The sequence below is a fragment of the Romboutsia faecis genome, from assembly GCF_014323405.1.
Lineage (GTDB): Bacteria > Bacillota > Clostridia > Peptostreptococcales > Peptostreptococcaceae > Romboutsia_E > Romboutsia_E faecis.
Genome location: NZ_JACRWE010000003.1, coordinates 272428 through 286272, shown reverse-complemented (window position 1 = coordinate 286272; position 13845 = coordinate 272428). Strand labels below are relative to the sequence as shown.

At 27.5% G+C, this 13845-nt stretch carries 13 protein-coding genes; 2 read left to right on the top strand and 11 right to left on the bottom strand.

The window, feature by feature from the left end; genetic code table 11:
• Window positions 1-185: 185 nt before the first annotated feature.
• Window positions 186-575, top strand: a complete 390-nt coding sequence (locus H8923_RS07880; RefSeq protein WP_153926217.1) for a 4Fe-4S binding protein — start codon at window positions 186-188, stop codon at window positions 573-575.
• A 204-nt stretch (window positions 576-779) separates the two neighbouring features.
• Here the strand turns inward: H8923_RS07880 and H8923_RS07875 are convergent, their stop codons facing one another.
• From H8923_RS07875 to H8923_RS07840, 9 genes are all read right to left on the bottom strand, one after another.
• Complete coding sequence (locus H8923_RS07875) at window positions 780-1478, bottom strand: MBL fold metallo-hydrolase (RefSeq protein ID WP_153926216.1); 699 nt, start codon at window positions 1476-1478, stop codon at window positions 780-782.
• 51 nt (window positions 1479-1529) lie between these two features.
• Window positions 1530-2543 (bottom strand): isocitrate/isopropylmalate dehydrogenase family protein, encoded by a 1014-nt coding sequence (locus H8923_RS07870; protein ID WP_153926215.1) that lies wholly within the window; start codon window positions 2541-2543, stop codon window positions 1530-1532.
• A 16-nt stretch (window positions 2544-2559) separates the two neighbouring features.
• Complete coding sequence (locus tag H8923_RS07865; RefSeq protein WP_153926214.1) at window positions 2560-4503, bottom strand: aconitate hydratase; 1944 nt, start codon at window positions 4501-4503, stop codon at window positions 2560-2562.
• A 29-nt stretch (window positions 4504-4532) separates the two neighbouring features.
• Window positions 4533-5690, bottom strand: coding sequence for a homocitrate synthase (nifV, locus tag H8923_RS07860; protein WP_153926213.1), 1158 nt, complete (start codon window positions 5688-5690; stop codon window positions 4533-4535).
• A gap of 417 nt (window positions 5691-6107) precedes the next feature.
• Window positions 6108-6503 (bottom strand): hypothetical protein, encoded by a 396-nt coding sequence (locus H8923_RS07855; RefSeq protein ID WP_153926212.1) that lies wholly within the window; start codon window positions 6501-6503, stop codon window positions 6108-6110.
• A 46-nt stretch (window positions 6504-6549) separates the two neighbouring features.
• Window positions 6550-7527 carry a bile acid:sodium symporter family protein gene (locus H8923_RS07850; protein ID WP_153926211.1) on the bottom strand — a complete coding sequence of 326 codons (978 nt, stop codon included), beginning with the start codon at window positions 7525-7527 and terminating at the stop codon, window positions 6550-6552.
• 202 nt (window positions 7528-7729) lie between these two features.
• Complete coding sequence (locus H8923_RS17475) at window positions 7730-7864, bottom strand: hypothetical protein (RefSeq protein WP_263457701.1); 135 nt, start codon at window positions 7862-7864, stop codon at window positions 7730-7732.
• Window positions 7865-8018: 154 nt separating this feature from the next.
• Window positions 8019-8990, bottom strand: coding sequence for a bile acid:sodium symporter family protein (locus tag H8923_RS07845; RefSeq protein ID WP_153926210.1), 972 nt, complete (start codon window positions 8988-8990; stop codon window positions 8019-8021).
• Between the two features lie 610 nt (window positions 8991-9600).
• Window positions 9601-10881 carry a methionine gamma-lyase family protein gene (locus H8923_RS07840; protein ID WP_153926209.1) on the bottom strand — a complete coding sequence of 427 codons (1281 nt, stop codon included), beginning with the start codon at window positions 10879-10881 and terminating at the stop codon, window positions 9601-9603.
• A 199-nt stretch (window positions 10882-11080) separates the two neighbouring features.
• Here H8923_RS07840 and H8923_RS07835 point away from each other — a divergent pair, with 199 nt between their 5' ends.
• Window positions 11081-12466, top strand: a complete 1386-nt coding sequence (locus H8923_RS07835) for a GntP family permease (RefSeq protein ID WP_153926208.1) — start codon at window positions 11081-11083, stop codon at window positions 12464-12466.
• A 95-nt stretch (window positions 12467-12561) separates the two neighbouring features.
• Here the strand turns inward: H8923_RS07835 and hfq are convergent, their stop codons facing one another.
• Complete coding sequence (gene hfq, locus H8923_RS07830; protein WP_147541020.1) at window positions 12562-12816, bottom strand: RNA chaperone Hfq; 255 nt, start codon at window positions 12814-12816, stop codon at window positions 12562-12564.
• A gap of 87 nt (window positions 12817-12903) precedes the next feature.
• The gene (gene miaA / locus H8923_RS07825; RefSeq protein WP_153926207.1) at window positions 12904-13845 is read right to left on the bottom strand and encodes a tRNA (adenosine(37)-N6)-dimethylallyltransferase MiaA; all 942 of its coding nucleotides are present in this window, start codon (window positions 13843-13845) and stop codon (window positions 12904-12906) included.

The following is a 13845-nucleotide window of genomic DNA, read 5'->3' as shown; positions in this document are numbered from 1 at the left end:
TTAAGCTTATGATGTATGGTAAGCATTTATTCTGTTTATTTCCATATTTCTTGCTTAATAAAAATATTCATACCTCATAGAGTTTGTAATTGATTTTTTAATTATTATAATCTACACTTTAATTATCAACAGGTGGAATTTGACAATAAGTGTAATAATAACTTATAACTTTGGAGGAAATTATTATGAAAAAATTAGTTGTTAAAGATAGGTCATTATGTCAATCTTGCCTAACATGTGAAATAGCTTGTTCTGAAGCATTTTACAAAAACTATTCTGATGGAACTTCTTGTATAAAAATAGGTAATAAAAAAGATGATTCATTAGATGTAAAAGTCTGTAACCAATGTGGTATCTGTGCTAAAAAATGCCCCGAAGGAGCAATTAAAGAAAATGCTAAAGGTGTATATATAATAAACAAAAAATTATGTACTGGATGCATGACATGTGTAGACGTCTGTCCAAAGGGTATTATAGCAAAAGTTGAAGAAAAACCTGTTCCAAGTAAATGTATTGCATGTGGAATATGTGTTGATGCATGTCCAATGGGAATTATAGAAATTAAAGAAGCTTAGTAATCATATAAAGTAAAAAGGTCAATGTTAAAATCATTGACCTTTTATTATAGATATTTTTACATAATATTTAATTGAATCTTATTGTAAATATTATACAAATAGTTACAATATTATAATTATGTAAACTGAATTATAATATTGTAACTTATTTTAGTATAACAATAAAGCAAATAAAATAAATTTATTCACTTTATTATATTATTACTTACATACTATATTTATATTGAATGTTTCATTAACTTCTGAAATTTCCATAACTCTATCTTTATAATCTTGTGCAAATCTAGATTTTTTTAATTTATCAATAATACTATAGTCCCCCCAACAATGCATAGGAAATGCCACTTTAGTGTTAGTATTTTTCATAAATGTATCAAATCCTAAATAATATTGTTCACCTTGTCTAGGATCAAGAGGTACAAATGCTAAATCAAAATTATTATACTTAATTTTATCTATTTCCTTTTTATATATTAATTCAGCTTCTTTATTTTCCTTTATTGAGTTTTCACCCTCCCAATGCCACCAGTTTAAATCACCTGCATGGTAAATACTTAATCCTTCTACATTAACTATAAATGCAACACCAATATCTGTGGATTTTAATGTTTGTATCTGTAAATCGTTTATATTTAGCTTTTCATCTTCCTTAACAAATATTATTTTATCAGACTCCTTTATCTGTATATCGTCTGATAGAATATATAAAATATTATCATATTCTTTTTCTAATTTTAAAACTTTTGGACTAAAATGATCATGGTGTCCGTGACTAGAAAATACATATATTTTTTTATTTTTACTAAATTTAGGTATCTCTCCTTTAAAATAATCAAATAATAAAACACATGTATCTAACTCTACTGCAAAACTACTATGATTAATATATGTTATCTTCAATAAGAACACTCCTTTATTAATAAATCTGTACTATAATATAATAACATAAATTTAATATGCTTTTACACCTTCAAGTACATATTTACAAAGTTCATCTGTAAATTCATCAGTTGTTGCATTTCCTCCTAAATCTATGGTTAATACCCTGCCTTCTATAAATACTTTTTCTAATGCCCTCTCTATTTTTTTAGCTGCATCATACTCTCCTAAATATCTAAGCATCATTATTGCTGATTGTATTAATGCTGTTGGGTTTGCTTTATTCATACCTGCAATGTCAGGAGCACTTCCATGAACCGCCTCAAATATAGCGTAGTCTTTTCCTATATTAGCTCCTGGTATTATACCAAGACCACCAACAAGCCCTGCACATAAATCAGATAATATGTCACCGTATAAGTTAGGCATAACTAATACATCATATTTTTCTGGATTAAGTACTAAATTCATAGCTGCTGCATCTACAATTAAGTCATTATAATTTATTTTATTCTTTTCAGATATATCTCTAAATACTTTTAAAAACAATCCATCTGTTAACTTCATTATATTTGCTTTATGAACACCTGTAAGCTTTTTTCTATTGTTTTCTTTAACATAATCACATGCAAACTCAACGATTCTTTCACAGGCACCTTTTGTTATTATTTTTATACTTTCGGCACCATAATCTCCTACTTTATGTTCTATTCCAGCATATAAGTCCTCAGTATTTTCTCTTACTATTACTAAGTCTACATTTTCGTATCTTGATTTTATCCCTTTGAATGTTTTAATTGGTCTTAAATTAACATATAAATCTAAAGCTTGTCTAAGTGTCACATTAACACTTTTAAATCCTTTACCTACTGGTGTTGTTATTGGTCCTTTTATTGCTATTTTATTTTTCTTAATAGATTCTATAACATGGTCTGGTAATGGTGTATTATATTCTTCAATTACATTTAGACCAGCATTTACTATTTCCCAATTAATATCTATGCCTGTAGCTTCTACTACCCTAACCATTGATTTAGATACTTCTGGTCCTATTCCATCCCCTGGTATTAATGTTACATTATACATTTGTACCCCTCCAATTTTATATACGTTCTATTGCTTGATCCACTTGGTTCTTAGTGTAATTTAATTTTCCACCAGCTTTTATAATTTCTATTTCTTTTTGTGATAATTCAATTTTAACTTTAAATGTATTCCCTTTAGTAATATTTGTTATTTCTAATACCCCATTATATAAATTTTCATTTAAATTTCTTAATTCTAATTCATCTAATAAATCAACTTCGTCGTAATCTTTTTCGTTTAAAAATTTCATAGGTATTATTCCACTATTTATAAGATTTGCTTTATGAATTCTAGCAAAACTTTTAGCTATAACACCTTTAATACCTAAGTAAAGTGGAGCTAAAGCAGCATGTTCTCTACTTGATCCTTGACCATAGTTTTCTCCACCTATTATAAATCCACCATTATTTTCTTTAGCTCTTTTAGGGAATTCTGTATCTACTGTATTAAAGCAGAATTCTGATAAGTACGGTATATTACTTCTAAATGGTAATAACTTAGCGTTAGATGGCATTATATGATCAGTTGTAATATTATCTTCAGTTTTTAAAACTATTTTACCACTAATAGTATTTTCTAGTTTAGTATTAATTGGAAAAGGCTTAATATTAGGGCCTCTTACAACTTTTACTAAATCACTTTCTTCTGAAGGTTTTATAATCATACTATCGTCTATTAAAAACTTATCTATTTCTAAATTATTAAATTCTATCTTATAATCTCTAGGATCAGTAAGTACTCCTTCTATTGCACTTACTGCAGCTACTTCAGGACTCACTAAATATATTTGTGCTGATAAAGTTCCACTTCTACCATAAAAATTTCTGTTAAAAGTTCTAAGAGATACTGAATTTGTGCCTGGAGATTGCCCCATACCTATACATGGTCCGCATGAGTTTTCTAATATTCTTGCTCCTGAGTTTATAATATCTGCTAAGGCTCCATTTCTAGCTAGCATTTCCATTACCTGTCTTGAACCAGGGGCAATAACTAAACTTACATCTTTATGAACCTTTCTATTTTTTAGTATCTGAGCAACTTTCATTAAATCTTCATATGATGAGTTAGTGCAGCTTCCTATTGCAACTTGATCCACTTTTATCTTCCCTATTTCATTAACTTTTTTCACATTATCAGGTGAATGTGGAATAGCTGCTAAAGGTTCTAGCTTACTTAAATCTATAGTTATTTCTTCATCGTATTCACAATTTTCATCTGCCTTTAATTCAATCCATTCATTCTCTCTATTTTGTGCTTTAAAAAATTCATAAGTTCTTTCATCACTTTGGAATATAGAAGTTGTTGCTCCAAGTTCAGCACCCATATTTGTTATAGTAGCCCTTTGTGGTACAGATAGATACTTTAGGCCTTCTCCAGAGTATTCAAATACAGTACCTACTCCACCTTTTACTGTAAGTTTTCTTAACAACTCTAATATAATATCCTTTGAAGCTACCATATAATTTAACTTACCTATTAAATTAACTTTACAAACCTTAGGTACATTTATATAATAAGCTCCTCCTGCCATAGCTAAAGCAACATCAAGTCCCCCAGCTCCAATTGATAACATGCCTACTGCTCCAGCAGTTGGTGTATGACTATCTGATCCTAAAAGAGTATCTCCAGGAGTTGAAAATCTTTCTAGAAATACTTGATGACATATTCCATTTCCTGGCCTTGAAAAGTATACACCATGCTTATCAGCAACTGTCTGAATATACTTATGATCATCTGCATTTTCAAAACCTTGTTGTAACATATTATGATCTATAAAGGCTACACTTTTTTTAGTTTTAACTTTATCTATATTCATTGCTTCAAGTTGAAGATAAGCCATTGTTCCAGTTGAGTCTTGAGTTAATGTTTGATCTATTTTTATTCCAATAAATTCATCTTTTTTTAATTTTCCATCTACGATATGTTTTTTTAGTATCTTATAAGTTAAATTATCTCCCATTGGTATCTCCCCCTATATTAATTATATATTTAGCCTATATTTCTATATTTTTTTATATCATTGTAAAGTTGAACTAATTCTTTATCAAATAATATTCTTTTTGCTCTAATAGATAATGCTCTTACAGCTTTTAACATCATGTTTGCTTCATCTTCAGTCAAATTAATATTATATTCCATAAATTTATTGATTATAGCAGCTTTTCCAGAATGTTTTCCTATTACAATTTGTCTTTCAAGACCTACTTCTTTTGGATCAAAAGCTTCATAGTTTTTAGGATTTTTTAATGCTCCATCTGCATGTATTCCTGATTCATGCTTAAACATATTGCTTCCAACTATTGCTTTCCAAGAAGGTAATTCCCTACCAGCTGCCTTTGATACGTATTCAGATAAATCTTTAAATTTTGTTGTATCAATATTAACTTCGTAATTATATACATACTTAAGTGCCATTAATACTTCTTCTAATGCTGCATTTCCAGCTCTTTCTCCTAAGCCATTTACAGTTACTCCTATATAATTAGCACCACCTAAAACACCAGCTATAGCATTTGCTGTTGCTAATCCAAAATCATTATGTGTATGCATTTCTATATCAAACTTTGTTCTATTATAAAGTTTCATTATAGTATCTTTTATAGAAAATGGTTCCATCACTCCAACTGTATCACAATATCTGAATCTATCTGCACCAGCTTCTTTAGCAGCATCTATAAAAGTAGTTAAAAATTCTAAATCAGCTCTTGAAGCATCTTCTCCATTTACAGATACATACAACCCATTTTTCTTGGCAAACTCTACTGATTTTACCATATTTTCTATTACCCATTCTCTTGATGTTTTAAGTTTATGTTGAATGTGTATATCAGATACTGATATAGAAATTGCAACTGCATCAACACCACAGTCTATTGAATTTTCAATATCAGATATTACCGCCCTATTCCAAGCCATTATACTTGGCTTTAAATTCCTTTTACATATGGATTTAATTACTTCCTTTTCATCTCCACCCATAGCCGGGATACCTACTTCTAATTGATTTATTCCAAGGTCACTTAGCATTTCTGCTATTGCAATTTTTTCATGATTTGCAAATACAACACCAGCAGTTTGTTCTCCATCCCTTAAAGTAGTATCTACTATACTTATTCCTTTTGAATTAGATTTATCAACTACACACATACTAAATACCTCCTACATTTATTATATTGGTTTAAATTAATTATTTATATATATTAATCAAAGTATTTTGCAAATTTTTATATATATATTTCATTTTTAGTTAGATTTAAGATTAGTATTTCAATCTTGTAATATATTGTATTACTCTTTTTTCAATATTGCATCTATTTTTTATGTTTTTTACAAAATAATTAAAAATGAAAGTTATATAAAAAATATTTCATTTTATATTTTATAATATTATTCTTTTTTAATTTATACTTTCTTTTATAAAAAAGATATTTACATAAAAAAGTGTCAACAAGACATTTCAACTTTAGTGCTTTGTATTATAAATAAAAAATAGGAATATTATTATAAAATATAATAATATTCCTATTTTTTTATACAACTATAAACTATCTCAACTATATAATATTACTCTAAATCACTTAAATCATATTTATTTAATTTTTTCTTAAGTTTATTACCTTGAATCTCATCTAAAATATGATTTTTTACCAGATCATCTACTCTAGATACACTCAAGGCTTTTCTTTCTATTTCATATCGGCTTTCTTGTTTTTTTGATTGTTTTATAGAATCCTTTAGATAATTTTTTACAGATTTCATTTCTTCGTTACTTAAATCATTAGCTTTAACCATTTCAGTTAAAGATGCTTCCCATATAAACTTTGCTCTTTTTATTCTATGTTCCTCTAAAGAATATTTATAGTCCATAATTGGCTCCATTGCAAAAGTAAAACTGTTATTATAACTTGCAAAAATTGTAATAGCCATAATAAGTAAAATAATTTTTAAAACCTTTATCATAAGTTTTCTCCTATCTTATTTCTTATAAGCTATTATTTGTAATATTTTACTTATTATTCATATACTCAGACTCAAGAGGTAATACCTTATTTTTAGATTTTTCAGCCCAATAATTAGCTAGTATGGCACTGAATATGGTTTGCCATGTACCTGCTATTGCCGCTGGTAAAGCTGCAAGAATACTATAATGATTTATTGCTAAAGTTGTTGCTAGGCCTGTATTTTGCATACCTACCTCTAATGAAACAACTCTTCTTTTTTCTTCGTCCATTCCGAATTTTTTAGCCAATATATAACCAAGTAAATGACCAAAAACATTGTGTATTAAAACAGCAACAAATAATAATAAACCAGTTGTTTTTATATTATCTACACTTGTACTTATAACTCCAGCTACTAAGCACATTAAAGCTATACTTGATAACATAGGAATACATTTTCCACTTATTTCACTAACAATTGGTAAATATTTATTACATAAAACACCTGCAATTATAGGTATTAAAACAACTTTTATTATTGATAAGAACATTGCAGATAATGATACTTCTATATAACTTCCAGCTAATATTAATGTCAAAATTGGTGTTGCTATAGGAGCTATTAGAGTAGATACTGTAGTTAAACTTACTGAAAGAGCAACATCGCCTTTTGCTATAAAACTCATCATATTTGATGATACCCCTCCTGGGCAACTACCAACTAATATTAGTCCAATTGATACTTCTTGTGGTAAATTTAATAATTTACAAACAGCATATGCAACAAGAGGCATTATTGTAAATTGTCCTATCGCTCCAATGAAAACATCTTTTGGTCTTTCTAAGACTAACTTGAATTGCTCTATACTAATAGTTACACCAACTCCGAACATCATAATTTGTAGTATTGTATTCATATTAGGTGTAACCCAAGTGAATGTAGAAGGAATTACAAATGAATATATTGCAATACCTACTATTAATATAGTCATGTATTTTGACATTAACTTTCCTATCTTTTCTATATTATTTATTAATTTCATGATAAATCCCCCTTAAATTAGTAATTTCATTTTTTTTAATTTTATTAATTTCTTTATTCTAAAGTCTCCGAAATCAGATTCCATTTACATCCCCCCTAACAATAAAAAAAGAGCTCTAATGAGCTCTTTTAATTTACTATACTAAAGTTTATAGCTATTTTATGAAATGGTATTATTAAAACATCACTTATACAAAATATAGCTACATATATATAGATATTATTCTCATTAGGAAAATTTCTTTATTTTTACACAACAATCTTCTAGCGCTAAAGTAAAAGCCCCAGTTAAAGAAACTAAAAAATCGTTGTGAAAAATTCATTCCTAATTTATTCATAATATCCTCCTTTGAATATTTTACCTATACGCATATTGTATTCATTCATATTATAAAAATCAATTTTAAAAATTAAATATTTTATAAAACTTTTATAATAATTAATTATATTTTATAAATATATAAATATTTTTTATCATATTAATTTTATTATTTAATATTCTATTATATTATCCTCATTTCTATTATCAGTATCCTTATTAAGTTCTTTATTTGCCCAATAATTAGCCAATATAGCACTAAATATTGTTTGTAGTGGACCAGAAAGTGCTGCTGCTACAGAAACAACAGGTGTAAAATGATCAAAAGCTAAAGTAGTTGCTAAGCCAGAATTTTGCATACCTACTTCCAAAGATATAACTCTTTTTTTATTTTCATTCATTTTACATCTTCCTGCAATAATGTATCCAAGTAGAAAACCTATTCCATGATGTATTATAACTGCTAAAAACATTATAATTCCTGATGTTTTTATACTTTCTACACTTCCACTTATACTTCCAGATACAAGCATCATAAGTAAAATACTAGATAATAAAGGCAATAACTTATTCATAAATTCATTAATTTTAGGAAATAGTTTGCTACATAATGTTGCCAATAAAATAGGAATAATTATTGTTTTGATTATTGAAATAAACATTGATATGATTGATATTTCTATATAGCTTTTAGCTAATATTAACGTAATAACTGGTGTTAGTATTGGTGCTAATATTGTAGACATTGTTGTTAAGCTTACAGAAAGTGCTACATCCCCTTTTGCTAAAAAGCTCATTACATTAGATGATACCCCTCCTGGACAAGTTCCAACTAATATAAGACCTAGTGATAACTCTGGTGATAAATTAAATATTTTAGATATAATAAATGCTACTAGTGGCATTATAGTAAACTGGCAAAATGCTCCGATAAATACATCTCTTGGTCTTTCTAAAACTAGCTTAAATTGATCTCTTTTTATTGTCATTCCAACCCCAAACATCATTATGCTTAAAATTCTTCCCATATTTGGAGTTACCCACTGAAAAGTAGAAGGTATAAAAAAGCAATAAACAGCTACAAGTATTACTAATATAGTTAAATTCTTAGATACTATTTTTCCAATTTTTTCAATAAAATTCATTTTAAAATCCCCCTTAAGTTTTAAACTTTCTTTTTTTAATTAATTCCCATATATACAAATAGTGATAGTCAACTTCCATAAACTCCTCTCCCTTCAAATATAAATAATTTCTAATAAATTTACATTTAGAACACATTTTGTTCAAATAAAAATAGAGCTCTTATGAGCTCCATTTATATACACTATTTAACCTTATTTTATATGATAATATAAATAAGATTAATATAAATTAGTATTATTCACCCAATAAGATAAGGATTATATATTTTCGCAATATAAATTACTAGTATTAAAATTTAATAACAAATACTAGATAGCGTAATAGCGATAATATATTTTAACTAATCCCTTTCTTAAATTCTTCATAATACCCTCCATATTGTAAATTTATTAACTTAAGTATAGTACTACATTTTATATTTTTCAATATATTTTGAATTTTTTAAAAATATATTGAAAAATATATAGTGAAGAATATTACAAAGGAATTATAATACCAGTATTCTAATATTATTTTAATAACTTGAAAACTATAAAAATGATAGATAATAAATAATATAAAAGAGGCTTACTAATATTAGTAAGCCTCTTTTATATTATTTATTATTTATTATTTAGTTGCATTTTTCATAGATTGGATAGCTTTTAAAGTTCCCATCTTAGAATGATCAAATGTAAGTCCACCCTGGAAGTATACATTATATGGTGGTCTTATTGGTGCATCTGCACTTAATTCAATAGAAGAACCTTGTATAAATGCTCCTGCAGCCATAATAACATCACTATCATATCCAGGCATCGCCCATGGCTCTGGTCTAACATATGAATCAACTGGTGCAGCTTCTTGTACACCTTGACAGAAGCTTATAACTTCTTCAGCATTGTTAAGTCTAACAACTTGTATAATATCACTCCTTAAATCATCATATTTAGGAAGAACATCATATCCTAGCTTTTCAAATGCTCTTGCACAGAATATTGCTCCCATTACAGCTTGAGATGTAACATAAGGCGCCATAAAGAATCCTTGAAGTACAGTTCTTGTTGTTCCAAATGTTAGTCCGCATTCTTTACCTATTCCTGGAGTAGTCAATCTATAAGATATCATTTCAACTAATTCTTTTTTACCAGCAATGTAACCTCCAGTTAAAGCAAGTCCTCCACCTGGATTCTTTATTAATGAACCAGCCATAATATCAGCACCAACTTCAATTGGCTCTTTTGTATCTAAAAATTCACCATAACAGTTATCAACCATTACTATTATGTCTTTATTAACTGATTTAACAGTTTCTACAGCTTCTTTTATATCTTCTATTGTTAATGATTTTCTCCAAGCATATCCTTTAGATCTTTGTATCATTACAAGCTTAGTTCGATCATTTATTTTTCTTTTTATACCATCTAAATCTATGTTACCATCTTCTAAAAAATCTACTTGATCATATGTAACACCAAACTCTTTTAAGCATCCCTTTTCTTCTCTTATACCTATCACACCTTGCAATGTATCATAAGGTGCACCTGTTACGGATAATATTTCATCTCCAGGACGAACAAGACCTTGTACGCAAAGACTTAACGCATGAGTCCCATTAACAATAATAGGTCTAACTAATGCATCTTCAGCACCAAATACATTTGCATATATTTCTTCAACCTTTTCTCTTCCTATATCATTGTATCCATAACCCGTAGTCCAATTAAAGTGATTATCACTTAGACGAGCTTCTTGCATAGCTTTTAATACTTTATACTGATTGTATTCTCTTATTTTTTTTATCTTCTCAAATTGAGGTTCTATGTCTTTCATTACTTCTTCTGATAATTCAAAAGTTTCGTTATCTAATCCATAAAAACCTTTTAAAAGTTCTTTTGTTTCATTAAGCATTTTTTTCACCTGTCTTTTGTATATATTTAACATTAGAATTCTATCATATCCTGTATTTTCACGCAAGTTTATAGTTTTTTACATAGATTCTATTAGTTATTTTTATTATTTCAACTTATAAATATATGTATAAGTTTTTAATATTTAATTTTGGGTATATTAGATATATAAATTAAATTTCATAAAAGGAGTAATTATAATGTTCAGTATTATCGGACTAATCTTATCTTTATCACTAATAATATACTTAGCTTATAAAGGATATTCAACAATAATAACTGCTCCAATAGTAGCCTTATTAACAGTTTTAATTATTGGTGGAGATTCAAGTAGACACCTAATGTTTACATATACAGAAACATATATGAATGGATTTTCCAGCTTTGTAAAAAACTATTTTCCAATATTTCTAACAGGAGCTATCTTTGCTAGATTAATGGAAGAAGTCGGCTATGCTAAGTCCATAGCTTATTTCATAACTAAAAAATTAGGAAATGATAAAACTATTTTAGCAGTTGTATTAGCAGGTGCATTGCTTACTTATGGCGGTGTATCATTATTTACAGTTGCTTTTGTGCTTTATCCTATAGCAAATGTATTGTTTAAAGAGTCTAATATTCCTAAAAGACTTATACCAGGAACTATTGCATTAGGTGCATTTACATTTACTATGACCGCCTTACCTGGTACACCAGAAATTCAAAATGTAATTCCAATGAGATACTTTAAAACAGATACTTTTTCAGCTCCTCTTATTGGAATAACTGCTAGCTTACTTATGCTAATTCTTGGTATTACTTGGCTTACATATAGAGTAAAGCAAGCAAATTTAAACAATGAAGGTTATGGTACACTTAATTCTGATGAAGGATTTGATAATAACTTAAATATACCAAATATATTTATATCAGTTATGCCTATTATAATAATTTTTATTAGTAATTTATTTTTCTCTAAAATTTTTTATAAGCATTTAGTAGATGGTTCATATTTAAATAAGTATAATCTAACATTAGATTCTATTTCAGGAACTTGGAGTGTTATTATATCTATCTTTATTTCTATATTAATCATATTACTAGTTAACATGAATAAGTTAAAAAATTTAAATAAAGTACTAAATGAAGGTATAAGCAATTCTTTTTTACCTTTACTAAGCTCAAGTGCAATAGTAGGTTATGGAAGCGTAATTAAATCTCTTCCTATTTTTATAACTCTACAAAGTTTAATACTTAATATATCATCTAATCCAATAATTTCTGAAGCTCTTTCAGTTAATATTATCTGCGGCATTACAGCATCAGCATCTGGTGGTCTTACAATAACCTTAGATGCTTTAGCTCCAACATTTATTACGATGAGTCAAAGTTTAAATATATCACCAGAAGTAATGCATAGAATTGCATCATTGGCATCTGGTGGATTAGATACACTACCTCATAACGGTGCCGTAATTACTACACTTGCAATTTGCGGTTTAACTCATAAAGATGCATATAAAGATATATTTGTTACTTCAGTACTTATACCTATTTTTGTAACTGCATTAATAGTTATAATAACATCATTTATATATATTACTTGATTTTATTAAATAATTTTATAGATTCTTAACAAAAAATGGATATAAGTAATTGTTAAATTACTTATATCCATTTTATATTGAGTTATATTATTTACTTATCTATTATTTGTATTTTGTTGTTGGTTATTTTGTAAATTTATGTACTTAGCCGGAACTATAGTTGACACAGCATGTTTATAAATCATATTTTGTTGTCTATTATCCCCTTCTAATAGAATTATGTAGCTATCAAAACCTTTTACGTGTCCTTTTACTTGAACTCCATTCATTAAGTATATTGTTACAGGTATTCTTTCTTTTCTAGCATTATTTAGAAATAAGTCCTGTAAGTTTAAAACTGTATTTTTCATTGCCTAATACCCTCCCGAGATAAATTAAATTTAAAATTAATGTATATATTTAATATTTTATACTATATCTTATACCTCTATTATATTTTATACAAGTTTAATCTTATTTTCAATATAAGTTAATACATCTTTTTCAAGTATATTAAAATCATTATATTCATCCAAATTAAACCATTTTGCAGATTCATATCTTTTGAACCAAGTTATTTGCCTTTTTGCATATCTTCTAGAATCTCTTTTTATTACTTCAATAGCTTCATCATAAGTGTATTCTCCATCTAAGTACTTTATAATCTCTTTATATCCAATTCCTTGCATAGAGATTAAATCCTTAGAGTATCCCATATTAAGTAAATTCTTTACTTCATCAATTAATCCTTTTTCAAGCATAATATCTACTCTTTTATTTATTCTTTCATATAAATGCTCTCTTTCTCTATTTAATACAATTATAATTGGCTCATACTTATCATTAAATTTTAAGTCTTTTGAAAAATCATTCATTTTTTCACCACTAAGGCACACTTCTAAAGCTCTAATAACTCTTTTAGTGTTGTTTTTATGTATTCTATTTGCAGATTCTTCATCTAATGATCTTAACTTTTCATGCATATAATCAATTCCATGCTCTTCAAGCTCTAATCTAAGAGATTCTCTAATCTCATTATTTGCATTAGATTTTGCAAAATCCATGTTATATATTAATGAATTTAGATATAATCCTGTTCCTCCAGTGACTAATGGTAACTTATTTTTTGCTACTATTTCATCTATATATTTATCTGCTCTTAGCTGGAACTCTGAAACCGAGAACTTAAAATCTGGTTTTACTTCATCTATCATATAGTGATGTACACCATCCATTTCTTCTTTAGTTACCTTAGCACTTCCTACATCCATATACTCATATATTTGCATAGAATCTGCAGAAATTATTTCTGCAGACAAGTTTTTTGCAATTTTTATTGATAAGTCTGTTTTACCAACCGCTGTTGGACCTGTAAGTATTATCAGTGGTATCTTCTTCAT

What these genes read in the sequence shown, in the direction of transcription:
- H8923_RS07880 (WP_153926217.1), top strand. Translation starts at nt 186, where the DNA reads ATGAAAAAATTAGTTGTTAAAGATAGGTCATTATGTCAATCTTGCCTA.
- H8923_RS07870 (WP_153926215.1), bottom strand. Translation starts at nt 2,543, where the DNA reads ATGTATAATGTAACATTAATACCAGGGGATGGAATAGGACCAGAAGTA.
- H8923_RS07865 (WP_153926214.1), bottom strand. Translation starts at nt 4,503, where the DNA reads ATGGGAGATAATTTAACTTATAAGATACTAAAAAAACATATCGTAGAT.
- nifV (WP_153926213.1), bottom strand. Translation starts at nt 5,690, where the DNA reads ATGTGTGTAGTTGATAAATCTAATTCAAAAGGAATAAGTATAGTAGAT.
- H8923_RS07855 (WP_153926212.1), bottom strand. Translation starts at nt 6,503, where the DNA reads ATGATAAAGGTTTTAAAAATTATTTTACTTATTATGGCTATTACAATT.
- H8923_RS07850 (WP_153926211.1), bottom strand. Translation starts at nt 7,527, where the DNA reads ATGAAATTAATAAATAATATAGAAAAGATAGGAAAGTTAATGTCAAAA.
- H8923_RS17475 (WP_263457701.1), bottom strand. Translation starts at nt 7,864, where the DNA reads ATGAATAAATTAGGAATGAATTTTTCACAACGATTTTTTAGTTTCTTT.
- H8923_RS07845 (WP_153926210.1), bottom strand. Translation starts at nt 8,990, where the DNA reads ATGAATTTTATTGAAAAAATTGGAAAAATAGTATCTAAGAATTTAACT.
- H8923_RS07840 (WP_153926209.1), bottom strand. Translation starts at nt 10,881, where the DNA reads ATGCTTAATGAAACAAAAGAACTTTTAAAAGGTTTTTATGGATTAGAT.
- H8923_RS07835 (WP_153926208.1), top strand. Translation starts at nt 11,081, where the DNA reads ATGTTCAGTATTATCGGACTAATCTTATCTTTATCACTAATAATATAC.
- hfq (WP_147541020.1), bottom strand. Translation starts at nt 12,816, where the DNA reads ATGAAAAATACAGTTTTAAACTTACAGGACTTATTTCTAAATAATGCT.
- miaA (WP_153926207.1), bottom strand. Translation starts at nt 13,845, where the DNA reads ATGAAGAAGATACCACTGATAATACTTACAGGTCCAACAGCGGTTGGT.